Origin of the sequence: Bradyrhizobium sp. CCGE-LA001 (assembly GCF_000296215.2) — a bacterium.
In the GTDB taxonomy this organism is placed as follows: Bacteria; Pseudomonadota; Alphaproteobacteria; order Rhizobiales; family Xanthobacteraceae; genus Bradyrhizobium.
Window position 1 is genome coordinate 659,732 of record NZ_CP013949.1, and the last position, 25,600, is coordinate 685,331.

The 25,600-nt window shown below is 65.0% G+C and carries 26 protein-coding genes; 11 read left to right on the top strand and 15 right to left on the bottom strand.

Annotation, left to right across the window (positions count from 1 at the left end; genetic code table 11):
* Positions 1-81 precede the first annotated feature (81 nt).
* Genes BCCGELA001_RS03095 through cyoA form a run of 7 tightly spaced genes read right to left on the bottom strand, consistent with a single transcriptional unit; the run spans position 82 to position 7,004 of the window.
* Positions 82-615, bottom strand: a complete 534-nt coding sequence (locus BCCGELA001_RS03095; protein WP_008542253.1) for a response regulator transcription factor — start codon at positions 613-615, stop codon at positions 82-84.
* On the bottom strand, positions 605-2,008 hold the full coding sequence (locus BCCGELA001_RS03100; RefSeq protein ID WP_008542254.1) for an ATP-binding protein: 1,404 nt from the start codon (positions 2,006-2,008) through the stop codon (positions 605-607). Before BCCGELA001_RS03100 ends, BCCGELA001_RS03095 begins: the two co-directional genes overlap by 11 nt.
* Positions 1,980-2,831 (bottom strand): SURF1 family protein, encoded by an 852-nt coding sequence (locus BCCGELA001_RS03105; protein ID WP_060734598.1) that lies wholly within the window; start codon positions 2,829-2,831, stop codon positions 1,980-1,982. The genes BCCGELA001_RS03100 and BCCGELA001_RS03105 overlap by 29 nt, the downstream gene beginning before the upstream one ends.
* Positions 2,828-3,208, bottom strand: coding sequence for a cytochrome o ubiquinol oxidase subunit IV (gene cyoD / locus BCCGELA001_RS03110; RefSeq protein WP_008542264.1), 381 nt, complete (start codon positions 3,206-3,208; stop codon positions 2,828-2,830). The genes BCCGELA001_RS03105 and cyoD overlap by 4 nt, the downstream gene beginning before the upstream one ends.
* Positions 3,205-3,834, bottom strand: coding sequence for a cytochrome o ubiquinol oxidase subunit III (gene cyoC, locus BCCGELA001_RS03115; RefSeq protein ID WP_008542265.1), 630 nt, complete (start codon positions 3,832-3,834; stop codon positions 3,205-3,207). Before cyoC ends, cyoD begins: the two co-directional genes overlap by 4 nt.
* Positions 3,835-5,832: a cytochrome o ubiquinol oxidase subunit I gene (gene cyoB / locus BCCGELA001_RS03120; protein ID WP_060734599.1), complete on the bottom strand. Its 1,998-nt coding sequence runs from the start codon at positions 5,830-5,832 to the stop codon at positions 3,835-3,837.
* Between the two features lie 11 nt (positions 5,833-5,843).
* The gene (cyoA, locus tag BCCGELA001_RS03125) at positions 5,844-7,004 is read right to left on the bottom strand and encodes a ubiquinol oxidase subunit II (RefSeq protein WP_060734600.1); all 1,161 of its coding nucleotides are present in this window, start codon (positions 7,002-7,004) and stop codon (positions 5,844-5,846) included.
* Positions 7,005-7,185: 181 nt separating this feature from the next.
* On the opposite strand from cyoA, the gene BCCGELA001_RS03130 reads away from it, so the two are divergent.
* Positions 7,186-8,514: an MFS transporter gene (locus BCCGELA001_RS03130; RefSeq protein ID WP_060734601.1), complete on the top strand. Its 1,329-nt coding sequence runs from the start codon at positions 7,186-7,188 to the stop codon at positions 8,512-8,514.
* Between the two features lie 122 nt (positions 8,515-8,636).
* Here BCCGELA001_RS03130 and BCCGELA001_RS03135 read toward each other — a convergent pair whose 3' ends face one another.
* Positions 8,637-10,028, bottom strand: coding sequence for a M48 family metalloprotease (locus BCCGELA001_RS03135; protein ID WP_236840920.1), 1,392 nt, complete (start codon positions 10,026-10,028; stop codon positions 8,637-8,639).
* A 134-nt stretch (positions 10,029-10,162) separates the two neighbouring features.
* Positions 10,163-10,933: a thermonuclease family protein gene (locus BCCGELA001_RS03140; protein WP_193409755.1), complete on the bottom strand. Its 771-nt coding sequence runs from the start codon at positions 10,931-10,933 to the stop codon at positions 10,163-10,165.
* Positions 10,934-11,311: 378 nt separating this feature from the next.
* Here BCCGELA001_RS03140 and BCCGELA001_RS03145 point away from each other — a divergent pair, with 378 nt between their 5' ends.
* From BCCGELA001_RS03145 to BCCGELA001_RS03155, 3 genes are all read left to right on the top strand, one after another.
* Complete coding sequence (locus tag BCCGELA001_RS03145) at positions 11,312-12,517, top strand: ABC transporter substrate-binding protein (RefSeq protein WP_060734603.1); 1,206 nt, start codon at positions 11,312-11,314, stop codon at positions 12,515-12,517.
* A gap of 142 nt (positions 12,518-12,659) precedes the next feature.
* Positions 12,660-13,448 (top strand): enoyl-CoA hydratase, encoded by a 789-nt coding sequence (locus BCCGELA001_RS03150; RefSeq protein ID WP_008542284.1) that lies wholly within the window; start codon positions 12,660-12,662, stop codon positions 13,446-13,448.
* A gap of 2 nt (positions 13,449-13,450) precedes the next feature.
* On the top strand, positions 13,451-14,197 hold the full coding sequence (locus BCCGELA001_RS03155) for a hypothetical protein (protein WP_060734604.1): 747 nt from the start codon (positions 13,451-13,453) through the stop codon (positions 14,195-14,197).
* Positions 14,198-14,365: 168 nt separating this feature from the next.
* On the opposite strand, the gene BCCGELA001_RS03160 is transcribed toward BCCGELA001_RS03155, so the two are convergent.
* The 3 genes from BCCGELA001_RS03160 to BCCGELA001_RS03170 are packed head-to-tail and all read right to left on the bottom strand — an operon-like array spanning position 14,366 to position 17,436.
* Complete coding sequence (locus BCCGELA001_RS03160; RefSeq protein ID WP_060734605.1) at positions 14,366-15,178, bottom strand: enoyl-CoA hydratase/isomerase family protein; 813 nt, start codon at positions 15,176-15,178, stop codon at positions 14,366-14,368.
* A gap of 17 nt (positions 15,179-15,195) precedes the next feature.
* Positions 15,196-16,356, bottom strand: coding sequence for an acyl-CoA dehydrogenase family protein (locus tag BCCGELA001_RS03165; protein WP_060734606.1), 1,161 nt, complete (start codon positions 16,354-16,356; stop codon positions 15,196-15,198).
* Between the two features lie 15 nt (positions 16,357-16,371).
* Positions 16,372-17,436, bottom strand: coding sequence for an acyl-CoA dehydrogenase family protein (locus BCCGELA001_RS03170; protein ID WP_008542306.1), 1,065 nt, complete (start codon positions 17,434-17,436; stop codon positions 16,372-16,374).
* Positions 17,437-17,673: 237 nt separating this feature from the next.
* Here BCCGELA001_RS03170 and BCCGELA001_RS03175 point away from each other — a divergent pair, with 237 nt between their 5' ends.
* Positions 17,674-18,459: an SDR family NAD(P)-dependent oxidoreductase gene (locus BCCGELA001_RS03175; protein WP_008542308.1), complete on the top strand. Its 786-nt coding sequence runs from the start codon at positions 17,674-17,676 to the stop codon at positions 18,457-18,459.
* A 142-nt stretch (positions 18,460-18,601) separates the two neighbouring features.
* On the opposite strand, the gene BCCGELA001_RS03180 is transcribed toward BCCGELA001_RS03175, so the two are convergent.
* On the bottom strand, positions 18,602-18,874 hold the full coding sequence (locus tag BCCGELA001_RS03180; protein ID WP_193409756.1) for a GlsB/YeaQ/YmgE family stress response membrane protein: 273 nt from the start codon (positions 18,872-18,874) through the stop codon (positions 18,602-18,604).
* Positions 18,875-18,902: 28 nt separating this feature from the next.
* Positions 18,903-19,478 (bottom strand): YidB family protein, encoded by a 576-nt coding sequence (locus tag BCCGELA001_RS03185; RefSeq protein ID WP_060734607.1) that lies wholly within the window; start codon positions 19,476-19,478, stop codon positions 18,903-18,905.
* A 165-nt stretch (positions 19,479-19,643) separates the two neighbouring features.
* Between BCCGELA001_RS03185 and BCCGELA001_RS03190 the strand changes: the two genes are divergently transcribed.
* Together BCCGELA001_RS03190 and BCCGELA001_RS03195 are read left to right on the top strand one after the other, a co-directional pair.
* Positions 19,644-20,645 (top strand): 2-dehydropantoate 2-reductase, encoded by a 1,002-nt coding sequence (locus BCCGELA001_RS03190; protein ID WP_060734608.1) that lies wholly within the window; start codon positions 19,644-19,646, stop codon positions 20,643-20,645.
* A 21-nt stretch (positions 20,646-20,666) separates the two neighbouring features.
* The gene (locus BCCGELA001_RS03195) at positions 20,667-20,876 is read left to right on the top strand and encodes a hypothetical protein (RefSeq protein WP_008542321.1); all 210 of its coding nucleotides are present in this window, start codon (positions 20,667-20,669) and stop codon (positions 20,874-20,876) included.
* 69 nt (positions 20,877-20,945) lie between these two features.
* On the opposite strand, the gene BCCGELA001_RS38100 is transcribed toward BCCGELA001_RS03195, so the two are convergent.
* Positions 20,946-21,575 carry a hypothetical protein gene (locus BCCGELA001_RS38100; RefSeq protein ID WP_060734609.1) on the bottom strand — a complete coding sequence of 210 codons (630 nt, stop codon included), beginning with the start codon at positions 21,573-21,575 and terminating at the stop codon, positions 20,946-20,948.
* 207 nt (positions 21,576-21,782) lie between these two features.
* On the opposite strand from BCCGELA001_RS38100, the gene BCCGELA001_RS03205 reads away from it, so the two are divergent.
* The 4 genes from BCCGELA001_RS03205 (at position 21,783) to BCCGELA001_RS03220 (ending at position 25,514) form a co-directional block, all read left to right on the top strand.
* Positions 21,783-22,811 carry a hypothetical protein gene (locus tag BCCGELA001_RS03205; protein ID WP_060734610.1) on the top strand — a complete coding sequence of 343 codons (1,029 nt, stop codon included), beginning with the start codon at positions 21,783-21,785 and terminating at the stop codon, positions 22,809-22,811.
* Between the two features lie 123 nt (positions 22,812-22,934).
* Positions 22,935-24,452, top strand: a complete 1,518-nt coding sequence (locus BCCGELA001_RS03210) for an AMP-binding protein (RefSeq protein ID WP_008542334.1) — start codon at positions 22,935-22,937, stop codon at positions 24,450-24,452.
* Between the two features lie 27 nt (positions 24,453-24,479).
* Positions 24,480-25,118, top strand: coding sequence for an RraA family protein (locus BCCGELA001_RS03215; protein ID WP_008542336.1), 639 nt, complete (start codon positions 24,480-24,482; stop codon positions 25,116-25,118).
* A gap of 24 nt (positions 25,119-25,142) precedes the next feature.
* A complete protein-coding gene (locus tag BCCGELA001_RS03220; protein ID WP_008542338.1) occupies positions 25,143-25,514 on the top strand; it encodes a dimethylsulfonioproprionate lyase family protein in 372 nt (123 codons plus the stop codon).
* The last annotated feature ends 86 nt before the right edge of the window (positions 25,515-25,600 follow it).

The window sequence follows — 25,600 nt, forward strand, 5'->3', positions numbered from 1 at the left end:
TCGCGCGTGGCGGATTGCGTTTCCGCATTCGCATGGCCGGCCGCCGGATTGCCGGCGGCGAATCCGCCTTGTGAAGACGGCCTACTTCACCGGCCGCTTCTCGAGCTTTCGTGCCAGCGTGCGCCGGTGCATCCCCAGCCGCCGTGCGGCCTCCGAGATGTTGAAATCCGTCTCGATCAGGGTCTGGTGGATGCGCTCCCATTCCAGCGTCTTGATCGAGGTGGGGCGCGCATCGAGCGCGACCTCGGCGTTGCCTTCAGCCTTGTGGAAGGCAGCTTCGATGTCGTCGGTGTTCGACGGCTTGGCCAGATAATGGCAGGCGCCGAGCTTGATGGCCTCGACGGCGGTGGAGATGCTGGCAAAGCCCGTCAGCACCACGATCAGCATGTCGGGGTCATGGGTATGCAACAGCTCGACGCAGGCGAGCCCGGAGGCGCCGCCGAGCTTGAGGTCGACCACGGCGTGGCCAAAGGAGCGCTCCTCGAGCACCTTGCGCACCTCATCGATCGAGGCGGCCAGCACGACCTCGTAGCCGCGGCGTTCGAACGAGCGCTTCAGCGTGCGGGCGAAGCCTGAATCGTCCTCGACGACGATGAGCGAGCGGTCAGGCGTCAAAATTCCCTCCGATCGCGAGCGTTGCCAGCGGTAGCGTGAGGCGCACGGTGGCGCCGCGCTTCCTGTGATTTTCGGCGGTGACGGTGCCGCCCAATTTGCGCAGGACGTTCACCACCAGGAACAGGCCCAGTCCGCCGCCGGCGCGGCCCTTGCTCGACTGATAGGGCTTTCCAAGCTGGGCCAGCATCTCCGGCGCGAAGCCGGGGCCGCGGTCGCTGATCGACAGCACGAGGTTGTCGGCCTCGCGTTCGGCGACGAGTTCGACCCAGTCGCGCGAGACCTCATAGGCGTTGTCGAGCACATTGAAGATCACCTGCTTCAGCGCGACATCGGAAGCGATCGCGACGTCCTCGCCGAAGGTGTTGACGAAGTAGAGCGTGCGGGCCGAGCGCGCGTCGCGCCATTCCTCCACCAGCGCGGTGACGAAGGCCGTCACCGTCGTCGGCGAGGAGCCTTCTCCGCGCGCTTCGCCCGCCGACACCAGGATTCCCGTCACGATCGACTTGCAGCGCTGGAGGGAAGTTTCCATTTCCGCGAGGTCTTCGGCGAGCTCCTGATCGGCGGCAAGATCCGGCATGCGGCGCCAGTCGCTGAGGATCACCGAGAGCGAGGCGAGCGGCGTGCCGAGCTCATGTGCCGCGCCGGAGGCGAGTAGACCCATGCGCACGATGTAATCCTGCTCGGCCGCATGCTGGCGCAGCGCCGCCAGGTGCGCATCGCGCTGGCGCAGATTCCTGTTGATGCGGGTCACGAACACCACCAGCAGCACGGCATTGAGGACGAAGCCGACGAGCATGCCGATGACGGTGAGCGTATAGGTCTCGCTGAACGGGTTCGGCGGCAGATCGAGCGGACGGTAGGCGAGCGTTAGCCAGACGAAGCTCGCGCAGGTCAGCGCCACGAGGGACCAGGTCGAGCGGGCGTCGAGCAGAACCGCCCCGAGCGTCACCTGGAGCAGGAACAGTGATGTGAAAGGATTGGTGGCGCCCCCAGAGAGATAAAGCTGCGCGGTCAGCGCGGCGACGTCCAGCATCAAGGCGACCAGGAGCTCGTTGTTGGTGATCGCTGAGCGATGGCGCACCCAGACCAGGCTGGAGACGTTGAGCAGCACCAGCGCGCCGATCACCACACCCATCCGTTCCAGCGGCAGGGGTATGTCGAGCCCGAAATGCACGGCACCGATGGTGACGATCTGGCCGACCACCGCGATCCAGCGCAGCTGGATCAGCAGCGCCATGTTCTTGCGGTTGGTCTCGTCATCGGTGGGAGCTGCACCAATCAGCTCGCCGCGCGCGTCCGCCTGCGGCTGTCGGGTGACGGCGAGCGCGTCACGCGCAAGCGTTCGGAGAAGTGTCTTCCCGCCGTCAGTTCTGCTCGACGATCGTTCCAGCATCTGATCCCGTCCTGCGGCGAGCGGCATCGGGGCCGCCATCCGGGTCTTGGACGACACGCCTGCGACGGAACAGCCCGCCGCCGAATGTGACGAAAAGCCGACCGGCCAGCATGAAAGCCAGGGCAAACCACGTCAGCGCGTAGATCAGGTGGTTATTGGGAAAGCGGATCACGGTCAATCCGCCGATCGGGCCGCCCGCAATTTGTGATCTGGCGTCGGCATCCACGAAGAAGGGCGCGACCTCGTGTAGGCCGCGCGCCGCCGCGATCGCCGCGACGTCGCGCGAGTACCAGCGGTTGTGCTGCGGCACGTTGGTCCGGAGGAATCCGCCGTTCGGCTCGGTGATGCGAAGCAGGCCGGTGATCTCGACCGGGCCTTCCGGATTGCCGTCCTTGCGCGTCGATGCGTCGCGGCGCTCGGACGGCACGAAGCCGCGGTTGATCAGAACCTGCGTGCCGTCGTCGCGCTGAAGCGGCGTCAGCACCCAATAGCCGGGGCCTTCCTCGGTGACGGCCTGAACCAGCGTCTCGCGGTCATGCAGGAAGCGGCCGGCGACGCTGACATGCCTGTATTCGTCGTTCGCGGCGGAGACCGCAGGCCATGAAGCCGGCGAGGGGATCGGCACCGCAGGGGCATGAACGCGCTGCTCGACGCGGTCGATCAGCGCCAGCTTCCAGGCGCGGCGCTCGATCTGCCAGACGCCGAGCGCGATCAAAGCGACAAAGGCCGCGAGCGACAGGGCCGTCAGCCACAAGGGTGGCGTCCGCGCGTCTCTGCCGCGCGTCTCGTCTGCCTTGCCTGTCACAGCCCTGATTTCGCTCACTTCATTCCGCTCATCTGGTGCATGGGCATCATGTTGCTGTTGAGGTGGTGCATCACCCACAGCGAACCGGACAGCGCAATCACCACCATGACGACGGTGAAGATCAGCGCCATCATGCTCCAGCCGTTCTCGGACGTCGTGTTCATGTGCAGGAAGTATATCATGTGCACGACGATCTGCACGACCGCGAAGGCCATGATGACCAGCGCGGTGATCTGCTTGCTCGGCAGGGCGCCGCTCATCACCAGCCAGAACGGGATCGCGGTGAGCACGACCGAGAGCACGAAGCCGAGCATATAGGTCGAGAACGTGCCGTGGGCATGGCCGTCGCCGTGGTGATGGTCGTCGGCATGGGCAGCGTGAGTATCGGTGTTCATCGCAGAACTCCCAAGAGATAGACGAAGGTGAAGACGCCGATCCAGACCACGTCGAGGAAGTGCCAGAACATCGACAGGCACATCAGGCGGCGGCGGTTGGCCTCGATCAGGCCGAACTTCTGGACCTGCACCATCAGCGTCACCAGCCAGATCAGGCCGCAGGAGACGTGCAGGCCGTGGGTGCCGACCAGCGCGAAGAACGCCGACAGGAAGGCGCTGCGCTGGGGCGTCGCACCCTCATGGATCATGTGGGCGAACTCGGTGAGCTCGATGCCGATGAAGGCGAGGCCGAACAGACCGGTGATCGCCAGCCACATCTGCGTCTGCGCGACCTTGTTCTGCTGCATCGTCAGCATGGCAAAGCCGTAGGTGATCGACGACATCAGCAGCATCGAGGTGTTCAACGCGACCAGGTTCAGGTCGAACAGGTCCTTCGGCGCGGGGCCGGCGGCATAGTTGCCGCCGAGCACGCCATAGGTGGCGAACAGGATCGCGAAGATGAGACAGTCGCTCATCAGGTAGATCCAGAAGCCGAGCGAGGTGCTCCAGCCTTCCGGATGGGGATGCTCGTCGGCGAGGTAGAAGACCGGCTCGCCGGTCTGCGAGGGATGAACAGCGACAGTCATTTACTTGGCTCCTGCGAGCAGCTTGGTGCGCGCGTCCTCGGTCCGGATGACGTCTTCAGCCGGAATGTCGAAGTCGCGGTGATAGTTGAAGGTGTGACCGATGCCGACGGCGAGCATCGCGATGAAGCTCACGGCCGCCAGCCACCAGATGTACCAGATCAGTCCGAAGCCCATCGCGGTGGCAAGGCCGGCGAGGATGATTCCGGTGCCGGTGCTGCTGGGCATGTGGATCGGCTTGAACCCGGTGAGCGGACGCTGGTAGCCCCGGCGCTTCATGTCCCACCACGCGTCATTGTCGTGAACGACGGGCGTGAAAGCGAAATTGTAGTCCGGCGGCGGCGAGGAGGTCGCCCATTCCAGCGTGCGGCCATCCCAGGGATCGCCGGTGACGTCCTTGAGTTGCTCGCGCCTGAGCAGGCTGACCGCGAACTGCATCAGCATCGAGAGAATGCCGATGAGGACGAAGACGGCACCGATCGCGGCGATGACGAACCAGATCTGCAAGGACGGATCGTCGAACACGCGCAGCCGGCGGGTCACGCCCATCAGGCCGAGCACGTAGAGTGGCATGAAGGCCAGGTAGAAGCCGGTGACCCAGAACCAGAACGACATCTTGCCCCAGAACGGATCGAGCTTGAAGCCGAATGCCTTCGGGAACCAGTAATTGATGCCGGCGAACGCGCCGAACACCACGCCGCCGATGATCACGTTGTGGAAGTGCGCGATCAGGAACAGGCTGTTGTGCAGCACGAAATCGGCCGGCGGCACCGCCAGCAGCACGCCGGTCATGCCGCCGATCACGAAGGTCAGCATGAAGGCGATGGTCCACATCATCGGCAGTTCGTAGCGGATGCGGCCGCGATACATCGTGAACAGCCAGTTGAACATCTTCGCGCCCGTCGGGATCGAGATGATCATCGTGGTGATGCCGAAGAACGAGTTGACGCTGGCACCCGAACCCATCGTGAAGAAGTGGTGCAGCCAGACCAGGTACGACAGGATGGTGATGACCACCGTGGCGTAGACCATCGAGGTGTAGCCGAACAGCCGCTTGCCCGAGAAGGTCGAGGTGACCTCCGAGAAGATGCCGAATGCCGGGAGAACCAGGATGTAGACTTCGGGGTGGCCCCAGATCCAGATCAGGTTCACGTACATCATCGGGCTGCCGCCGAAATCGTTCGTGAAGAAGTTGGTGCCGACATAGCGGTCGAGCGACAGCAGCGCGAGCACGACGGTCAGAACGGGGAACGAGGCGACGATCAGGATGTTGGTGCAGAGCGAGGTCCAGGTGAACACCGGCATCTTCATCATGGTCATGCCGGGGCACCGTAGCTTGACGATGGTGCAGATCAGGTTGATGCCGGATAAGGTCGTACCGACGCCGGCGATCTGTAGCGCCCAGATGTAATAGTCGACGCCGACGTCGGGACTGTAGCCGATGTTCGACAGCGGCGGATAAGCCAGCCAGCCGGTGCGCGCGAATTCGCCGATGAAGAGCGAAGCCATCACCAGCACGGCGCCGCCGACCGTCATCCAGAAGCTGAAATTGTTCAGGAACGGGAACGACACGTCGCGCGCGCCGATCTGCAGCGGCACGACGTAGTTCATCAGGCCCGTGACCAGCGGCATCGCCACGAAGAAGATCATGATCACGCCGTGGGCGGTGAAGACCTGGTCGTAATGATGAGCATTGAGATAGCCTTCCGAGCCGCCAAAGGCGAGCATCTGCTGGCCGCGCATCATCAGCGCGTCGGCAAAGCCGCGCAGCAGCATCACGATGCCGAGGATCATATACATGATGCCGATGCGCTTGTGGTCCACGGTGGTGAACCATTCGCGCCAGAGATAGCCCCAAAGGCGGAAATAGGTGAGCGCTCCGAGCAGCGCGGCGCCGCCGAGCGCGACCACCACGAAGGTACCGACGACGATCGGCTCGTGCAGTGGCAGCGATTCGAAGCCGAGCCGGCCGAAGATGAGCTTGAGAAGATCAGGAGACATGCGGGATCTCGTTAGGAGTCTGATTTCGGACGCTGTCCGAGGAAGAAGGACGAGGACTTCAGCGGCGTGAACGACGGCCGCTTCAGACCGGCGCCGAGCAGCGGCGTCGTGTCGGTGGGCGCCGCGATGGAGGCGGTGGTCCTGCCCTGCGGCGCATCCGGCGTGCAGGCGCCGGCGACGAAGCTCGGCTCCGGTCCGAGCACGGTGCCGCGGCGGGCGTACTTGTCGTAGGCCAGCGGAAGCGTGTTGTTCAGGCCCTGATGGCCGGCGCCGCCCTTGGCGTCGATCGCCATCATCTCGCTCTGGCACATCTTGCCGGTCTCGACGCACATGTTGAGAATCAGGCGGTAGAGATCGGCATCGACGGTGCCCCAGCGGCGCACCGGCTCGTTCTGACTGGGCTTTTCGAGCTGGAGATATTCGGCGCGGCCGAGCGAGCCACCGGCCGACTTGGCGCTGGCGATCCAGGCGTCAAAGCCCTTCTCGTCGAGGCCCTGGAATTTGAAGTGCATGCCGGAGAAGCCGGCGCCGCTGTAATTTGCCGAGAAGCCCTTGTAGGTGCCGGCGTGGTTCACGACGGCGTGGAGCTTGGTCTCCATGCCCGGCATCGCATAGATCTGGCCGGCGAGCGCGGGGATGTAGAACGAGTTCATCACCGAGGACGCCGTGATGCGGAAGGTGATCGGGCGATCGACCGGAGCTGCGAGCTCGTTGACGGTGGCGATGCCGTAGTCCGGATAGATGAAGAGCCACTTCCAATCGAGCGCGACGACATCGACCTCGAGCGGGGCCTTGGATTGGTCCACAGTGCGCTCGGCATGGATGCGGCCGAGCTTGCGGTAGGGATCGAGCAGGTGTGTGCCCATCCAGGTCAGCGCGCCCAGGCAGACGATGATCAGAAGCGGCGCCGACCAGATCACCAGCTCGAGCTTGGTGGAGTGGTCCCAGTCCGGCTCGTAGCGGGCCTCGGTGTTGGACTGGCGGTAGCGCCAGGCGAACAGCACCGTCAGCGCCATCACGGGCACGACGATCAGGAGCATCAGGACGGTGGAGATAATGACGAGGTCGCGCTGTTGCGCGGCGATGTCGCCGGCCGGCGCCAGCACGACGTAGTCGCAGCCACTCAGTGCAGCAGCCAGGGGTAGTAGCGCCAGGATCTTGAGACGAGACACGGGCCGAGCCTTATGAGAATGAGTTTCCTTTGTGAGGTCAACGGGTAGCTGCGGCGCAACAATCCGGACATTGGACAATTTGTCCAATGTTGCAGTGCGGAATGTTGGATCAGACAGAGGCAGCTGCCTGGCCTCTTGCCGGGCGGCAGGCTTTGGTTTTCAGGACGTTAAGGGTGCGCGAATGGCGACGGCACGGACCCCCGCAATGACAGATCTGCCCACCGGCGAGCATGGCCACGACCAGGCCAGCCCCGGCGAGATCGCCATCGGCGTCATCATCGGCCGAACCTCGGAATTCTTCGACTTCTTCGTCTTCGCGATCGCTTCGGTGATCGTATTCCCCCGCCTCGTATTCCCGTTCGCGAGCGAGCTGACCGGTACCCTCTATTCCTTCATGATCTTCGCGCTGGCCTTCATGGCCCGGCCGATCGGCACCGTCATTTTCATGACCGTCGACCGTGCCTACGGCAAGACGGCCAAGCTGATCTCGGCGCTGTTCCTGCTCGGCACCGCCACCGTCGCGCTGGCGTTCCTGCCCGGCTATCACGAGATCGGCGTCGCGGCGATCTGGCTGCTGGCGCTGGCGCGCATCGCGCAGGGTCTGGCCTGGGGCGGCGCGTGGGACGGCATGGCCTCGCTGCTGGCGCTGAACGCGCCGCCCTCCCAGCGCGGCTGGTACGCGATGGTGCCGCAGCTCGGGGCGCCGCTCGGGCTGATCGTGGCGAGCGCGCTGTTCGCCTATTTTGCCGGTCTCCTCTCGGCCGAAGATTTCTTCGACTGGGGCTGGCGCTATCCGTTCTTCGTCGCCTTCGCCATCAACGTCGTGGCGCTGTTCGCGCGCCTGCGCATGGTGACCACGGAAGAATACGCCTCGTTGTTCGAGACCCGCGAATTGCAGCCCGCGCGCATCTCCGAGACGGTCGCGCGCGAAGGCCAGAACATCATGCTCGGCGCCTTCGCGCCGCTCGCGAGCTTCGCGCTGTTCCACATGGTCACGGTATTTCCGCTGTCCTGGGTGTTCCTGTTCACCCGCGAGAGCCCGGTGCGCTTCCTGATCATCGAGATCGTCGCCGCCGTGTTCGGTGTCGTTGCGATCGTGCTCTCCGGCATCATCGCCGACCGCGTGGGGCGCAAATCGCTGCTGATGGGATCGGCGATCGCGATCGCGATCTATAGCGGCTTCGCCCCGCAGCTGCTCGACGCCGGCGCGTTCGGCGAGACCATCTACATGGTGATCGGCTTCATCCTGCTCGGCCTGTCCTTCGGCCAGTCCTCCGGCGCGATCGCCTCGAACTTCAGGCAGACGTATCGCTACACGGCGTCAGCCCTGACCTCCGACATGGCCTGGCTGTTCGGGGCCGGCTTCGCGCCGCTGGTGGCGCTGCTGCTCGCCACCAATCTCGGCGTCATCGCCTCGGGCGCGTATCTGTTGTCAGGCGCGTTCTGGACCCTGCTCGCACTCTGGCTCAGCGGCCAGCGCGAGGCGGGGGATATGGATGCGGGGCGCTGATCAGCACGGAGCTTGTAGGGTGAGCAAAGGCGCGTAAGCGCCGTGCCCACCATCTTGCGACGATCGCGATAGAGAAGCGGTGGGCACGCTGCGCTTTGCCCACCCTACGGCAGCGGTGCTCGTCAATCCGCCACGATCTTCACGCGATCCCTGACCTTCACCTGCGCGGTGCGATCGAGGCCGTTCAGCACGCGGAAGCGTTCGGCGGGATGATCGACGCCGGACATGCGGTGGGAGAGCGATTCCACGGTGTCGCCGGGCTGCACGGTGATGACCTTGATGCGCAAGGGGCGCGCGGCCTGGATTTCCTCGAGGGTCAGGCGGCGGAACGAATTGACGGTCTCGCGCGCATTACGCTCGCTCTCGGTCGATTTCTGCCGTGTCGCGAAGATGAAGCGGTAGACGTCGCTGCCGAAGCGTAGGGCATAGACCTTGAACTGCCATTGGTCGCCCTTGGCGGTGGCGGACGCGGCCGGGAAACCGTTGACCGTGATATCCTCGGTCGACGCCTTCTCGACGCCTTCCATCCAGCCGGAATTCAGGTAGTCGCCGAGCGACTGCTCGGCCGGCACCCGCACGACGTCGAAGCGCATCGCCTGCGAACCGCCCTCGCGCACGCCGATCACGGCCTGCGCGGTGTTGTCGAGCGTGAAATTGTCCGGTGCCTGGAAGGTGAAGCCGAGCTTGGGATGCAGGAATCTGCGGCCGCGCACGAAACCTTCGCTGGGGTCCTCGCCATAGACGAGGTTGTCGATCGCGGCGAGATAGCTCTCGCGGTCGCGCTCGGCGCCTTCGGGAGCCGCATATTGCCGCGCGATCGCCTGCGCGTTCTGCACGCGCTCCGGCGTTGCCGGATGCGAGGAGGTGAAATCCTGCGCGCGCGGATCGAGCGAGCTCTTGCCGGCCTTGAGCTCGGCATTGCGCTCCATCGCCGAGAGGAAGCGTGCCGCGCCGTAAGGGTCGAAATGCGCCTTGGCGGAGATGCCGACGCCGATGCCGTCGGCCTCGATCTCCTGCTTGCGCGAGAAGCTCGCCATGGTGAGCTTGGTCTTGGCGAGCGCGAGAGCGGTGAGATCGGGATCGTTGCTCATGTCGGTGACGACGCGGGTGACGATCGCGGCCTGGCGGGCCTGGTCCTCGCGCATCGCGGCGTGCTTGGACAGCACATGCGCCATCTCGTGGCTGAGCACCGAGGACAATTCCGACGTATCGCTCGCAAGCGCAAGCAGCCCCCGCGTGACATAGAGCTGGCCGTTCGGCAGCGCGAACGCGTTCACCGCACCGGAATTGAGGATGGTGACCTTGTAGCCCTGGTCGGGCCGGTCGGAGGCCGCGACCAGCCGGTCGACGGTCTTGCTGACCAGCGCCTCGAGCCTGGGATCGTCATAGGTCCCGCCATAGCTCGCCAGGATGCGCTCATGCTCCTTCTCGGTCGCCGGGGTTTGCGCGACGGCGGGCTTGGGCTTGGGCATTGCCACGGCCGGCGGCGCGGCAGCGGTCTGAAACCGGCCCATGTCGCCGCAGCCCGCCAGCGCCGTGCCCAGGACAAGGCAAAGCACGGCCGGCGCAGCCCGCAGGCGGCGGCCATCACCTCGTACGTGCTGTTCTAGCACCCCATTCACGTCGCTTAACCCGTGCCTGGCCCGTTTTAGGGCCTTACCCCTGTCGGCTCGCTTGCACCCAGCAACTCGACCTGTCCTACGAGGCGCAGATCGATCCGCGGCCCCGTATTCCCCTCGATCCAGCCCCGGACTCGAATACGCTTGTTCTCCAAGGACTTGAGGGCTATTCCGGCGCTCTCGAACGCCGGTAACGTGCGCCTTGAAATAGTCGCCGCAAAGCCGCGTGTCCAGTTCCGTCCGAAGTTGAGGTAGGTCGTTGCCCCAGCTTGCCGGACCGACAGGACTTTGCCCTCGACCACCATAAAGCGCCCGATCCCCGCCAAAATATCGTCCGGACTTTCCGCGTTTTTTATGGCCGACGGGTCAGCCCAGCTGCCCATTTTTTGGCGCCGCGCCTCCGCCTCCGACGCCATCAGGGCGGCGGCGCAGTCCTTGTCGGTGATCTCCGCGGAGACGAGCGCGTCGCCCTGGGCTAGCAGCAAGGCCTGCACCGAGGTGTCGCTTTCACCGACGAAGACCAACGCGCCCTGGCGGCCGTAGCGATCGGGCGTGTCGTCCGTGCTGCGGAGGATGACGTCGCGGCCGAGGATCAGCGACGTCAGCGCCTGCTTGGCCGTCGCTGCCGGCTCGATGCCGGTGAGGCGGATCTCGCGGCCGTCATCGAGACGCACGCTGCGGCCATCGACGATCGCGGCGACGCGGGCCTCGCCTTGAAATTCGAAATGGCACGGCGCGGCGGATGCGTGGTTCGACCCGACCAGAACGAGTGCGACGATGAGATGAAGCCGTTGCGTCACGTGACCCGGAGAGGTTGCGTTGCGCGCTCACCTTAACTCATGCGGGGTTGGGCGCGAAGAGGCTTCCCCACACTCCGCCATTGCGAGGAGCACTTGCGACGAAGCAATCCAGACTCCCTCGGCAGAAAGATTCTGGATTGCTTCCGCCTTCGCCCGAGGCTTCGGCGGACAAGTCGCTGCGCTCGCAATGACGGGGGTAGAGTTCTCCGCATCTCACCATTCCGCTTTGCGGAAAACACGCGCGGCAATCGCGCGCTCTCAGCACGCTCATGCTTGCTGCGCTCTTGCGCATACGGCATGATTGCGGCAATTGCGACAAGCCAAGAGCAATAACCAAGCCGCCACCAGAGCACGGCGCGATAAGGGAGATCTTTTTCGATGAAGCATATTCTGTCGGGCATTTTTGCTGCGTCGCTTGCCCTCAGTGCGAGTGCGGTGCAGGCCCAGGACAAGCCGCCGCTGAAGATCGGCGGCATCCTCGACATGTCGAGCCTGTATGCCGACATCACGGGCCCCGGCAGCGAGACCGCGGCCAAGATGGCGGTGGAGGATTTTGGCGGAGAGGTGCTCGGCCGCAAGATCCAGGTGCTGGCGGCCGACCATCAAAACAAGGCGGATCTGTCCGCCAACATCGCCCGCGACATGCTCGACAATCAGGGCGTCGAGATGATCTACGACGTCGCGGCGTCCGCGACTGCGCTCGCCGCCGGCGAGATCGCCAAAGCGCGCAACAAGATCATCATGTTCAACGGTCCGGGCTCGATCCGTCTCACCAACGAGGCCTGCGGCCCCTACACCATCCACTACGTGTTCGACACCTACGGTCAGGCCAACTCGACCGGCCTCGCAACCGTGAAGTCGGGCCTCGATTCCTGGTTCTTCCTCACCGCCGATTACGCCTTCGGGCAGGATCTGGAAAAGGACACCAGCGCCGTCGTGACCAAGACCGGCGGCAAGGTGCTCGGCAGCGTGCGCCATCCGCTCAACACGTCGGACTTCTCGTCGTTTCTGCTTCAGGCGCAGGCGTCCAAGGCCAAGGTCATCGGGCTCGCCAACGCCGGCGGCGACACCGTCAACGCCATCAAGCAGGCGGCCGAGTTCGGCATCACCAAGGGCGGCCAGAAGGTCTCGCCGCTGCTCGCCTTCGTCACCGACATCGACTCGATCGGCCTGGAGACCGCGCAGGGTCTGCTGCTGGCCGAAGCGTTCTACTGGGACCTCAATGACGACACGCGCGCCTTCTCCAAGCGCTTCACCGAACGCATGAAGCGGCCGCCGACCTCGGCGCAGGCGGGCGTCTATTCCTCCATCACCCATTACCTGAAAGCCGTGAAAGCGGCGGGCACGACGGATGCGGCGACCGTGATCAAGGTGATGAAGGAGACGCCGATCAACGATTTCTTCGCCAAGGGTGGCAAGATCCGCGAGGATGGCCGCATGATCCACGACATGTACCTGTTCGAGGTGAAGAAGCCGGCGGAATCCAAGGGCCGCTGGGACGCTTACAAGCTGCTCGCCACCGTGCCCGGCAGCGAAGCGTTCCAGCCGCTGGAGCAGTCGCGCTGCTCGCTGGTGAAGAAGTGACGCGAAGCGTCATCCCGGGGCGCGCGTGAGCGCGAACCCGGGATCCATCGGGCGGCAGTGACGGTTGAGACATGGATTCCGGGTTCGCGACTTCGTCGCGCCCTGGAATGACGGAGCAAAACAACAACAAGGGAGACGCCCCATGAATGACATGGTCCTGCAAAAGCTCGAAGGCGGGCTGCTCACCATCACGATGAACCGGCCCGAGCGCAAGAATGCGCTCAACCCGGACATGGTGCGCGGGCTGGTCGAGGCGGCGCGGCGCGCGGCTGACGATCCGGAGGTGAGGGCGGTGCTGTTCAAGGGCGCCGGCGGTTCCTTCTGCGTCGGCGGTGACGTCAAGTCGATGGCGGAGGGACGGGCACCGCTGCCGTTCGAGCAGAAGCTTGCAAATCTCCGCCGCGGCATGGAGGTCTCGCGCATCCTGCACCAGATGCCGAAGCCCGTGGTGGCGCAGCTCGATGGCGCAGCCGCCGGCGCCGGTCTATCGATGGCGCTGTCCTGCGATCTGCGCATCGCCAGCGAATCGTGCAAGATCACGACCGCTTTCGCAAAAGTCGGCTTCTCCGGCGACTACGGCGGCACTTACTTCCTGACGCAGCTGCTCGGCAGCGCGCGGGCGCGTGAGCTCTACCTGATGTCGCCGGTGCTCACCGCGAAAGAAGCGCATGCGATCGGCATGGTGACCAAGGTCGTGCCCGACGCCGAGATCGACACCGCCGCCCACGAGCTCGCGCTGTCGCTGGCGCAGGGCCCGTCGATCGCGCTCGGCTTCATCAAGCGCAACATCAACAATGCCGAGCATCTGGCGCTGGAGGATTGCTTCGACGGCGAGGCGATCCATCACACCCGCTGCGGCGACACCGAGGACCACAAGGAAGCCGCGAAAGCTTTCGTCGAGAAGCGCAAGCCGACCTTCAAGGGCGCATGACGATGGCGCCCTACATGCGCCTGCGGCAGATCTGCCTGGTCGCGCCGCAGCTCGAGCCCGTCATCTCCGACATCGCGGAGATCATGGGCCTTTCCGTCTGCTACCGCGACGGCAATGTCGCTAAATACGGCCTGGAGAACGCGCTGCTCCCGGTCGACACGATCCTGCTGGAGGTCGTCGCGCCGTTCAAAGACGGCACCGCCGCCGGCCGCTTCATAGAGAAGACCGGCGGCCGCGGCGGCTATATGGCGATCTTCTGCTGCAACGATCCGGACGAGCGCGGCCGCAACGCCAATGCGCTCGGCGTGCGCACCGCCAATGTCATCGACCACGCGCCCTATCACGGCGTGCAGCTCCACCCTCGCGACTGCCGCGCCGCTTTCATCGAGTTCAATCACACCGAAGGCAGCGACGACATTCTCGGCGCCTATCCGCCGGCGGGACCGGATTGGCAAAAATTCATCCGCAAGGACGTGACGCGGGCGCTGACGGCGGTGGAGATGCAGAGCCCGGATCCGCAAGGACTTGCGGAGCATTGGGGCAGGATCCTCGGCGTTGCAGCGCGCGACGCCGAACTGAAGCTGCCCAATGCAACCTTCCGCTTCGTGAGCGGTGCGAGCGAGATCATGAGCGCGCTGGAGTTTCGGGTGAGCGATGCCGCACGCGTGCTGCATGCGGCGCGGGCGAAAGGGCATGCGGTCGCGGGGAATGAGTTCTTGCTGGGCGGGGTGACGTTTCGGGTGAGCTGATTGCGCTGCACCCTCTCCCCTTGTGGGAGAGGGTGGCTCGCCGCAAAGCGGCGAGACGGGTGAGGGGTCTGCCTCCGCGAATTCGCTTCTTCATTGTGCGCGCGGAGAGAACCCCTCATCCGGCGCTTCGCGCCACCTTCTCCCACAAGGGGAGAAGGAAGGAAAAGATCAACGCCCCTTAAAATTCGCCACGCGCCGTTCTTCGGTCGCCTTGACGCCTTCCTTGAAATCCTCCGTCGCGCGCAGGCGGGTCTGCTCGGCGAGCTCGTGATTGGTCGCGGCCATGACGCGGTCGGCGAGGCTGGCGCGCATCGTGGCGCGGGTCGAGAGCAGGCCGAGCGGGGAGCATTCGGCGATCTCGCCGGCGAGTTTCATGGCGGCCGGCTTGACCTGGTCCTGCGGCACCAGCTCATTGGCGAGGCCCCATTTGTAGGCTTCCTCGCCCGTGACGCGGCGGCTGGTGTAGAACATCAGCTCGGCATTGTTCTTGCCGATCAGCTCGGGCAGCGTCACGGTCAGCCCGAAGCCGGGATGGAAGCCGAGCTTGGTGAAGTTCGCGGAGAAGCGCGCCTCGGGGCAGGTGACGCGGAAATCGGCGGATACCGCAAGGCCGAGGCCGCCGCCGATGGCCGCGCCCTGCACGGCCGCGACGATGGGCTTCTTGGCGCGGAAGATGCGCACGGCCTGGATGTAGAGATGGTTGATCGGGCCGAGACTGTCGGCCGGGTCGCCCTTCTTCTCGGCCTCGCGCGCCTCCTGCTCCTGCCGTGCCGGATCGCCGAAATTGGCGCCGGCGCAGAACGCCTTGCCCTGTGCCGACAGGACCGAGGCCCGGATCTCGATGTCGCGGTCGAACTCATCGAGCGCATCCGCGATCTGGTTGATCAGCGAAATGTCGAAGAAGTTGAGTGGCGGACGGCGAATCTCGATGGTGCCGACATGCCCGACCTTCTCGACGCCGATATCTTTGTAGGTGCTCATGATGATCCTCGATTGAATTAGCGCAAGCCAAGTCCGCGGGCGATGATGCCGCGCAGGACCTCGGTGGTGCCGCCCTGGATGGTGAGTTTCGGCGCGGTCTTGATGGCGAAGTCGAGCTGCCGCTCCAAAGTCTCGCGGTTGGTCGCGGTCTCCTCGACGAAGGCGGCGAGATCGCGCACGCGATGCGGCAGCTGCTGCTCCCAGACCGTGCCGATGTCCTTAACGATGGACGCCTCTACCACCGGCTCCTTGCCGGCCTCCAGCATGCCGGCGACCGAGACCGACATGCGCCGCATGGTGTGAAGCTGCGCGACGAGGCGCCCGATGCCTTCGGCGCTGCGCGTATCCGGATTGGGGCCGACCGCGCGGACCAGCTCGGTCAGCACGTAATAGGTTTCGAGGAAGCGTTCGGGACCCGAGCGCTCATAGGCGAGCTCGCTCGTCGCCTGCTTCCAGGCGCCGTCGACCTCGCCGAGCACGTGATCGTCGGGCACGAAGAAGTCGGTGAACACGACTTCGTTGAACTCGTACTGGCCGGTGATCTGGCCGATGGGGTTCACCTGGATGCCCGGCTGCTTCATCTTGACCAGGAACTGGGTGAGGCCGTGCCGGCGGTTTTCCTTGGTCGGCGGCGAGGTTCGGAAGATCGCGATCATGTAGTCGGCGATGTGCGCCGACGAGGTCCAGATCTTGGTGCCGTTGATGAGATAGCCGCCGTCGGTTTTAGTCGCGCGCGTTTTCGCCGCGAAAAGGTCGGAGCCGGAGTTCGGCTCGCTCATGCCGATGGCAAAGCAGATCTCGCCGCGGCAGATGCGCGGCAGGATGTCCATTTTGATGTGCTCGGGCGCGTATTTCAGCAGCACCGGCCCGCTCTGGCGGTCGGCGACAAAGAAGCGCCGCGTCGGCGCGTTGGCGACGCGCATCTCCTCGGTCACCACGTAGCGCTCGAGGAAGGAGCGCTCCTGGCCGCCGTATTTTTTCGGCCAGGTCATGCCGAGCCAGCCCTTGGCGCCGACCCGCCGGGAAAATTCCGGCGCGTCAATGTCTTCGCGGTTGGGCTTGTGCGGATCGAAAGTGCCGGCGGCGATCTCCTCGGCGAGGAAGGCACGCACTTCCTTGCGCAATTGCTCGCACTTCTCGGGCAGGCGGATCGGATCGAAACGGAGGGCAGCGGTCATTGTTTCTCTCCCGGATCAGCGCGACGCCACGAGCGGCCATAATTCATCGGCACCGCGGCTTGCGACGAGCTTGCCGAGCTCGACAGCCCAGTGGCTTTCCGAGCCGAAATCGTCGCGCCAGGCAAGCGCCCGCAGTGAATAGCGGTGCAGGATGTGCTCCATGGTGAAGCCGATCGCGCCATGAACCTGATGCGCGATGGCACCGCCCTTTTCCGCAGCTTCCGCGCAGCGGATCTTTGCCGAGGCGGCTTCGAGATAGACCTCGTCGTCGAAGGATTTTGCGTTCGCGATCGCATCGGCCGCGGACGTTGCGGCCGCCAGTGCTGCGGCGGATTCGCCGGCGAGGCGCGCGAGATTGTGCTGCACGGCCTGAAATTTCGAGATCTTCTTCTCGAAGGCGACGCGCTCGTTGGAATAGCGCACGGAGATGTCGAGCATGGATTCCAGCGCGCCCGCGATCTGGAGGCTGCGGGCGACGCCGCCCATCAGCATCAAATTGGTCTGGTCGAAGCCCTTCGGTGCCGGCTTGATCGCCACGGGCTGCACTTTGTCGAGCGTGACGGTGTCGCTGTGGTCGTAGCCGACATTGAGCCCGGCTTCGATCCGCGCCTTGGCTGCATCGACCAGCGCGATGGAAGCGCCGTCCTTGCCGTGTGCGAGCACTGCAAAGTGCTTCGCCGCCTTGGCAAAGGGCACTCCGCGCGCGCGGCCGGAGAGCGCGCCATTGGCATCGAGCGTGATGCGATCCCGCGGCGAGGCCGGCAGCACGGTCATCTCGCCTTCGGGCGATGTGATCTTCGCCTGCGTCAGCAGCCAGCCCGCCAGCATGGTCTCGGCCAAGGGGACTGCAACCGCAAAGCGGCCCGCAGCGTTCAGAAGGGCAAAGCCGTCGGCAAGGCTGGCGCCGGAGCCGCCGAGATCATCCGGCACCCAGGACAGCGTCAGGCCGGATTCGCTCAGCGCTTGCCACAGCGGCGCCTGCCAGGAATCCTTCCTGTCGTTGTTGATGGTCTGCGGATCGGCGAGATCGGCGAAGATCTTCTCCGCGGTCTCGACGATGATATTGTCACTCTCCGCCACAGCGTTCCCCGTGTTTTGCCATTGGCGCGTCCCGCTGCATGAGTGGGCGCGCAAGCTCTTCTTGCGCCCGATGATCGGAAAAAGCCATGGCTCTGACAAGCGTTGATCGCAGGTCAACCTGCGGCGCGGGCATGGGGGATCAGCTAATTCCGCTTAGCGGAGTTTGCTCGATTTGCAGCGCGCGGCAAACTCGCTAAACAGGACGCCGAGATCAAAGAGACAGGGGAAGGATTTGGGATGGCCAAGGATAGTCTGTGCGCAATCGTGACGGGGTCGGCGTCTGGCCTCGGTGCTGCGACCGCGGAAATTCTCGCGCGGAGCGGGGCTCGGCTCGTCATCAACTATTCGTCGAGCCAGAAGGAGGCCGAGGCAACGGCAGAGCTCTGCCGCAAGGCGGGCGCCGCGGAAGTCCTGGTCGCGCAGGGCGACGTCTCCAAGGATGACGATTGCCGCAAGATCGTCGCTGCGGCCAGCGGCTGGGGCCGGCTCGACATCCTCGTCAACAATGCCGGCACCACGAAGCACGTCGCGCACGCCGATCTCGACGGATTGTCGGCGGAGGATTTCCAGCGCGTATATGGCGTCAACACCATCGGCCCGTTCCAGATGGTGCGCGCGGCGCGCAGCCTGCTCGAAGCCGGCGCGAAAGCTTCGGGCCGGCCCTCCGCCGTCGTCAACGTGTCCTCGGTCGCCGGCATCAGCGGCGTCGGCTCGTCGATCGCTTATGCCGCGAGCAAGGGCGCGCTCAACACCATGACCCTGTCGCTCTCGCGCGCGCTGGCGCCGCTGATCCGCGTCAACACGGTGTGCCCCGGCTATATCGACACGCCCTGGTTCACCAAGGGCCGCGGCGAAGCCGGCGCCAAGCAGGTGCGCGACAGCGTGGTGGCGAAGGTGCCGCTCAAGGTCGCATCATCTGCGGAAGACATCGCCCAGCTCGTCTGCTTCTTGGCGATGCCGGCCTCCAGCAACATGACCGGCGAGGTCGTGCGCATGGATGCGGGGATGCATTTGATTACGTGATTTGGCGTCGCGCTCTCTCCACGTCATGGCCGGGCTTGACCCGGCCATCGACGTGTTGTCGCGCCGATAGAAAGACGTGGATGCCCGGGTCAAGCCCGGGCATGAGGATGAGGTGGCAGCGTACTGCCTTCGCGAAAAGACACTACCCCTTGATCACCCCACTGGCCACCAGGCGGTGCCAGATGAACAGCACCACCACCGCGCCGATGGTGGCGGTGATGAAGCCGGCGCCCTGGTCGGGGCTGTAATGTCCGATGGACTGACCGACGAAGGTTGCCAGAAACGCGCCGGCGATGCCGAGGATGGTGGTGAGGATGAAGCCGCTCGGATTGTTCGGCCCCGGCGCGAGCCAGCGCGCGATGAGGCCGGCAATGAAGCCGACGACGATAATCCACAACAGGCCGCCCATGCTCATGACAGTGCTCCCCTCATTTTGACGAGACTTAAATGCGGCCCGAGAGCTCGTTCTCGGTCGGCAGCCGCCCGTCCGGCGTCAGATGGTCGATCACTTGCGGCAGATACTGGCTGAGTCCGGACAGCAGTTCGTCGCGCGACAAGCCGCTCTGCGCGGACAGGCTCTCGATCTGGTCGGCGCCGAGCGCGCTGGCGAGATCGCCGGGTTCAATCGGCTTGTTCTCGCCCTTGCCCACCCAGGAATTCGCGGTCTCGCCCTGGCCGCCCTGCTGGAGCTGATTGAGGAGATCGCCGAGCCCGCCGCTGAGTACGGTACCGGCCGCGCCGCCCGCGAGCAGGCCGCCGAGGCCACCTTTGAGCAGGCCTCCGAGACCGCCAAGACCTCCGCTGTCCGCGGTGTTCACCGGCGGAGGAGCCGGTGTCGGCGACGGTTGCGGCGCCGTGCCGGACTGGTTCGCGGTCATATGCTTGAACGCCTTCCAGGCCAGCAGACCGAGCAGCGCCATGGTCATCGGCGACATGCCGCCGGAGGATTTCTCGGAGCTGGGCGCGCTCTGGCCGCGCGGGCCGTTCTGCATGCCGTTGAGGACGTCGAGTAGACCCATGGTGCTCTCCTTTGGCGTCTCGTTCGGCGAGCGCTCGCCGCTGTCTGCCCCCCGGGCGAAAACATATGGGGCTCTCATGACGGTTACAAGGCGGATGCATCGCAACCGGTGGGCAGTCGAACCGACCTCTGCTATCGATGACTGAACGTTCAGGGAGCAATGTTAGTGTCTACGGATCGACCGATCGTGGTGGCCGGCGCCGGCGCCATCGGCTGTTTCGTCGGCGGCATGCTGGCGGCCTCGGGCCGCCGCGTCGCGCTGCTGGTGCGGCCGCGGGTGAAGATCGAGATCGAGCGGTTCGGCCTGCGGCTGACCGATTTCAACGGCTCGGAGACGAGGCTCGGCGCGGGCCAGCTCGCATTGTCGGAGGATACTTCGATCTTCCACAGCGCCGGCATCGTGCTGGTGACGGTGAAGAGTGCCGATACCGCAGATGTCGCGGACCAGATCGCGCAGCATGCGCCACGGGATGCCGTCATCGTGTCCCTGCAAAACGGCGTCGGCAATGTCGCGGTGCTGCGCGAGCGCCTCGACGGCCGCCGCGTGCTCGCCGGCATGGTGCCCTTCAACGTGATCGCGATGGGCGAGGGCCGTTTCCACCGCTCGACCTCCGGCGATATCCATGTCGGCGCGGACGATGCGAACACCGCGGCCGCGCTGTCGGTGCCGGGCCTTGCGATGCGTGCGAGCCGCGACATCACCGGCGTGCAATGGGGCAAGCTCATCATCAATCTGAACAATGCACTCAGCGCGCTGTCCGACATGCCGCTCGCCGCCCAACTGGCGAACCGCGACTGGCGGAGGCTGTTCGCCGACCAGATGGCGGAGGGGCTGGCCGCGCTGAAGGCCGCCGGCATCGCCCCGATCTCGGCAACGCCGATTCCAATGGGCTGGACGCCGGCCCTGCTGCGGCTGCCGGACACGATCTTCAATGCGATCCTGGGACGCACGATGAAGATCGATCCGGAGGCGCGCTCCTCGATGTGGCAGGATCTGAAGCAGGGCCGCAAGACCGAGATCGACTATCTCCAGGGCGCGGTCATCGGCCTGGCCGAGCAGAACAATGTCGATGTGCCGCTGATGCGCCGCATTGTTGCGCTGATCAAGGAAGCCGAGGTCGCCGGCAAGGGTCCGCCCGGTCTGACGCCGCAGCAAATTCGCGGCTAGCACTTTCGATGGAGAAGCGCGATGAAACGTAGCCTGATGATCGGTCTCGCGCTGGCCGCTCTCTGCGCCGCATCGACGCTCGCTTACGCTAGGCCGCCGACGGTGATGAACTCACCCGGCTATGACAGGCGATTGCAGGAGAGCAGGTCGCAGCTGGGCGCGATGCCGACGGCGCCAGCGACTGCGCCGGTGGTCAAGCCGACGCGCGGCAAGAAGAAGCGGATGAACTGAAGCCCCACTCTCCTTCCGGGACGACCGCGGAGTGTGCAGCGTCAGCGGAGCAAAACACAGCTCAGCAGCTCAGCCCTTCTTCGCCGGCTTGCTCGGCGTCGGGCTGAACAGCTTCTTCAGATCGTTCAGGCTTTCCGACAGGCGCGGCCATTCGCAGGAGAAGGCGCCCTTGGTGCAGGGCGCGCCTTTCCGCTGGGCCACGGTCTGCTGCACCTTCGGCCGCTCGACCGGGAGTGGCACGCGCGCGACGTCGGTCCTTAGCGCGACCTGCTGGAGCTGCTGGAGTTGCTGTGCCTGTTGTTCCTGCTGCTCGCGCTGCTGGCGCGCGGTGGCTTGCGCGGCTTCGTTGTTGCGGCGCTCTCGGGCGAGATAGGCGGTGTAGGCTTCGTCGATCTTCTTCTGCTCCTCCGGCGTCGGGTTCGGCCCGACGATGTCGAAGCTGCGATCCTGGAGGAAATCATAATAGGAATAGCCGCCGCCCGGCTTGCGGCGCCCGGCGAACTTGGCGTTGCAATCGGCAAGCGCCGCTGTCTTCTCAGCCTTGGTCGGCAATTTTTCTGCGGCGTCGGCGCAGGATTCGAAGTCGACAGGCGCGCGCTTCCACCATTGCGCCTGGGCATGCGGCACCGTCAGCAGAAAAAATCCTGCCGCAGCAACGAGAAGTGGCGCCGCACGACGCGATGCAACTATAGCCGACATTTACGAGAGCATTCCTTACAAGACTCAACCCGCCCTGAGTCGAGTCTGATTTTTGCCCCTTTATTGCCGGCTTGTCACCCGTGGAACTCGGGAATTTCATGGCTGGAATGCTGACATTTTTTGCTTGACGTGGCGCAGGAGTCACAGCCGCGCGACGGGAGTGCGCTTAGACTTTTATCGATTTGAATTCGAAGGGGAATGTCTCTCATGCGTGCGCTGGCCGGCCTCGTCGCAATCGCGCTGATGCTGATGTGCGGCGATGCCTTCGCGGCGGACGAAGCTGCACCCAACCACAAGCCGGTGAGGGCGATTGCCGATACGCGGCTCGCCGTCGGCGGCCAGGGCATTCTGCCGCTGTATCTTTCCAGCGACTGGTCGCTGCCTCTGCCGGCGATCTCGCGCGCGATCATCGTGCTGCACGGACGGCTGCGCAATGCCGACGAATATTATCTCTCGGCCCACACCGCGCAGGTGGCCGCGGGCGACGATGGCAAGCACGCACTCATGATCGTGCCGCAATTCTTGGCGGAGATCGACATCGAGGCATACAAGCTGCCGGCCGACGTGCTGCGCTGGTCTCTGGAGGGCTGGGAGGGCGGCGAGGCCGCGCTCGGGCCCAATCCGGTCTCCTCGTTCGAGGCGCTCGATGCGATCCTGGCAAAGCTCTCCGACCGGCGCATCTTCCCGAACCTGAAGCAGGTCGTGGTCGCCGGTCATTCCGGCGGCGGCCAGGTCGCGCAGCGCTACGCCATCGCCGGCAAGGGCGAGATGGCGCTATCGCGCCAGCACATCGATGTCCGTTACGTCGTCGCCAACCCTTCGTCCTACGCCTATTTCACTGCCGAGCGTCCGCTGCCCGCGATCGCCAAATCCTGTCCGGGCTATAACAAATGGAAATACGGCATGGACGAACGGCCGCCCTATGTTGCGAACGTCGCGCCTGATACGCTCGAGCAGCGCTATGTCGAGCGCGAGGTGGTGTATCTGCTCGGCACCCTCGACACCAATCCGAAGCATCCCGCGCTCGACAAGAGCTGCATGGCCGAGGCGCAAGGTGCCACGCGTTACGCCCGCGGCCACGCTTATGCGGATGCGATGGCCAAGCGCAACCACGGCACGCCCCATCACAGGGTCTGGGACGTCGCAGGCATCGGCCATGACGGCGACAAGATGCTGACCTCGGCGTGCGGGTTAGCCGCGCTGTTCGACAGTCCGGGCTGCGGCGCGGAGCGCTGATGCGCGTCTCTTGAAGGCAGTCTCTTGGGGCAATGTCTTGAAGGCCCGGCTCCGGCTGTTACACTTCGCAGCGTGAACGCCTCATCGTGAGGCGGCGCCAAGAAGACGAAGTGGAAACGCCTGATGCTGCTGCCCCTGTCCGACGTGCCGCGCTGGTACGCTCAACGAAAACCACATGGCACGATCGCCGTCCGTCACGGGCAGGACACGCTGACATGGGACGAGCTCGAGCGTGGCGCCAACCGGCGTGCGCGGGCGTTCATGGCCAAGGGCGTCAAGCCCGGCGACTTCGTCGCGATCGGATTGCCCAACGGCAACGCGTTTTTCGAGACCTCCTTTGCAGTGTGGAAGTGCGGGGCGACGCCGACCTCGCTGTCATGGCGCTTGCCGCGCGGCGAAGCCGCCGCCGTGCTCGACATCCTCAAGCCGGCGCTGGTGGTCGGCGGCGAGGCCGACTGGAACGCGCCGAACCGCTTGCCCGCCGATTTCGTGCCGGAGGGATTCTCGGATGAACCGCTCGATCCGCCGGTGGCGCGCTATTGGAAGGCGATGACCTCGGGCGGCTCGACCGGCCGGCCCAAGGTGATCCTCGACCATCATCCGGCGGTGACCGATACGGCGGCTGCGCCGCCGCTCAACATTCCCTTCGGCGTCTCGCTGCTCAATCCCGGCCCACTCTATCACAATGCGCCGTTCATCGTGTCGCATTACGCGCTCTTCGTCGGCGGCCAGCTCACCGGTCTCACCAAATTCGACGCCGAGGAGACGCTGCGGCAGATCGAGCGCGAGCGCGTGCAATGGGTCAATTTCGTGCCGACCATGATGCACCGGATCTGGGCGCTGCCGGAGCGCGTGCGCAATGGCTACGATTTGTCGAGCCTTCAGACGGTCTTCCACATGGCGGCTCCGATGCCGCCCTGGCTCAAGGAGAACTGGATCGCCTGGCTGGGGCCCGAGCGGATTTGGGAGCTCTATGGCGGCACCGAGCGCCAGGGCGCCTGTATCATCTCAGGCACGGAATGGCTGACGCACAAGGGCTCGGTCGGCAAGATCGGCGACATGGCGAAGCTTCGCATCATCGGCGAGGACGGCAACGACGTCGCGCCAGGCGAGACCGGCGAGATCTATTTCCTCAACAATGACGGCAAGGACGCGACCTACCATTATCTCGGCGCCGAGCCGAAGCGCCGCAGCGATGGCTGGGAATCCCTCGGCGATATCGGCCGGCTGGACGCCGAAGGCTATCTCTATCTCGGCGACCGCCTCGCCGACATGGTGCTGCGTGGCGGCGCCAACATCTATCCAGCCGAGGTCGAGGCCGCGGTGTCCGAGGCTCCCGGCGTGCGCTCCTGCGTCGTGGTGGGATTGCCCGATCCGGAATTGGGCCAGCGCGTGCACGCCATCATCGAGCCGGAGCCTGATGCGGACGGCCAGGCGATCGCCGACGGCATGGCGGAGTTCTTGAAGGACAGGCTCAGCCGCTACAAGCACCCCGAGAGCTTCGAGATCGTCGGCGCCCCGCCCCGCGATGATTCCGGTAAGGTCCGCCGCACCCTGTTGCGCGACGAGCGCGCGGCGTGGATGAAGGAAGGCCGCGCCTTCCGGATTTTGCCGTCGAAGGCGCGGGCGCACGCTGAATAAGAAAAGTCACGAAAGGATTCCTTGGACATGACGATCACCATCGCAGCCAACAGCGTGCCGAAGCCGCCGGCCGACATCATCGCGGGCTTTCGCGGCGCGCCGACCTCGGTCATCTCCGACAATCTTGCCCGCCTGCCTGGCGCGGTCGGGCTGAAGCCCTATCACCGCGGCGGCGCGCTGGTGGGTACGGCCTTCACTGTGCGCACCCGTCCCGGCGACAATCTCGCCATTCATCGCGCGCTCGAGCTGGTCGGTCCCGGCGACGTCATCGTGGTCGACGGCGGCGGCGACGAGACGCGCGCGCTGGTCGGCGAGATCATGAAGAACATCGCGCAATGGCGCAAAGCCGAGGGCTATGTCATCGACGGCGCGATCCGCGATGTCGCGGCGTTCGCAGCGGACGACTTTCCCTGCTACGCCCGCGCCGTGATCCACCGTGGCCCCTACAAGAACGGTCCGGGCGAGATCAATGTGCCGGTGACGATCGGCGGCAGCGTGATCTCGCCCGGCGACATCGTGGTCGGCGACGAGGACGGCGTGGTGTCGTTTCCAGCCGCGGGTGCCGCCGCGCTGCTGGAGGCGGTCCGCGTCCAAGTCGCGCGCGAGGAGGAAACGCTGAAGGCGATCCGCGAGGGGCGTTACCAGGGCGCTTACGGCAAGTCCTGATCAGAGAAAAAAGGAGAGTATGACGTGAGCCAGAAGGAAGAATTCCACAACATCGACAGTCCCGACGACGGCCTCTTCCGGGAGCTTGCCGCGGGTGTGACCACGCGCATTTTCTCCGGCGAGCAGGCGATGCTGTCGGTGGTGACGCTGGCGCCTCACGCACAGGGCACGCTGCACCATCATCCCGAGGAGCAATGGGGCGTGCTGCTCGACGGCTCCGCCATCCGCGTCCAGGGCGACGAGGAAATCGCCGTGAAGAAAGGCGACTTCTGGCGCACGCCGGGCAATGTGCCGCACACCATGCGCGCCGGCCCCGATGGAGCGCGGGTGCTGGACATTTTCAGTCCACCACGGCCAGAATACAAGAAAGCAGGGTCGGGTTTCGGCACGACCTAAGCGCTTCGCGCTTAGGCCATGTTTTTGAGCATGATCCTTTCGGAAAGCCGCTGCACACTTTCCGGATCATGCTTTGGCGCCAAAGA

Excerpts from the sequence above, each read along its gene's own strand:
- BCCGELA001_RS03100 (WP_008542254.1), bottom strand. The coding sequence starts at position 2,008 with ATGCTGGAACGATCGTCGAGCAGAACTGACGGCGGGAAGACACTTCTC.
- cyoD (WP_008542264.1), bottom strand. The coding sequence starts at position 3,208 with ATGAACACCGATACTCACGCTGCCCATGCCGACGACCATCACCACGGC.
- cyoC (WP_008542265.1), bottom strand. The coding sequence starts at position 3,834 with ATGACTGTCGCTGTTCATCCCTCGCAGACCGGCGAGCCGGTCTTCTAC.
- cyoB (WP_060734599.1), bottom strand. The coding sequence starts at position 5,832 with ATGTCTCCTGATCTTCTCAAGCTCATCTTCGGCCGGCTCGGCTTCGAA.
- BCCGELA001_RS03130 (WP_060734601.1), top strand. The coding sequence starts at position 7,186 with ATGGCGACGGCACGGACCCCCGCAATGACAGATCTGCCCACCGGCGAG.
- BCCGELA001_RS03135 (WP_236840920.1), bottom strand. The coding sequence starts at position 10,028 with ATGGGCCGGTTTCAGACCGCTGCCGCGCCGCCGGCCGTGGCAATGCCC.
- BCCGELA001_RS03145 (WP_060734603.1), top strand. The coding sequence starts at position 11,312 with ATGAAGCATATTCTGTCGGGCATTTTTGCTGCGTCGCTTGCCCTCAGT.
- BCCGELA001_RS03150 (WP_008542284.1), top strand. The coding sequence starts at position 12,660 with ATGAATGACATGGTCCTGCAAAAGCTCGAAGGCGGGCTGCTCACCATC.
- BCCGELA001_RS03155 (WP_060734604.1), top strand. The coding sequence starts at position 13,451 with ATGGCGCCCTACATGCGCCTGCGGCAGATCTGCCTGGTCGCGCCGCAG.
- BCCGELA001_RS03160 (WP_060734605.1), bottom strand. The coding sequence starts at position 15,178 with ATGAGCACCTACAAAGATATCGGCGTCGAGAAGGTCGGGCATGTCGGC.
- BCCGELA001_RS03165 (WP_060734606.1), bottom strand. The coding sequence starts at position 16,356 with ATGACCGCTGCCCTCCGTTTCGATCCGATCCGCCTGCCCGAGAAGTGC.
- BCCGELA001_RS03175 (WP_008542308.1), top strand. The coding sequence starts at position 17,674 with ATGGCCAAGGATAGTCTGTGCGCAATCGTGACGGGGTCGGCGTCTGGC.
- BCCGELA001_RS03180 (WP_193409756.1), bottom strand. The coding sequence starts at position 18,874 with ATGAGCATGGGCGGCCTGTTGTGGATTATCGTCGTCGGCTTCATTGCC.
- BCCGELA001_RS03185 (WP_060734607.1), bottom strand. The coding sequence starts at position 19,478 with ATGGGTCTACTCGACGTCCTCAACGGCATGCAGAACGGCCCGCGCGGC.
- BCCGELA001_RS03195 (WP_008542321.1), top strand. The coding sequence starts at position 20,667 with ATGAAACGTAGCCTGATGATCGGTCTCGCGCTGGCCGCTCTCTGCGCC.
- BCCGELA001_RS38100 (WP_060734609.1), bottom strand. The coding sequence starts at position 21,575 with ATGTCGGCTATAGTTGCATCGCGTCGTGCGGCGCCACTTCTCGTTGCT.
- BCCGELA001_RS03205 (WP_060734610.1), top strand. The coding sequence starts at position 21,783 with ATGCGTGCGCTGGCCGGCCTCGTCGCAATCGCGCTGATGCTGATGTGC.
- BCCGELA001_RS03210 (WP_008542334.1), top strand. The coding sequence starts at position 22,935 with ATGCTGCTGCCCCTGTCCGACGTGCCGCGCTGGTACGCTCAACGAAAA.
- BCCGELA001_RS03215 (WP_008542336.1), top strand. The coding sequence starts at position 24,480 with ATGACGATCACCATCGCAGCCAACAGCGTGCCGAAGCCGCCGGCCGAC.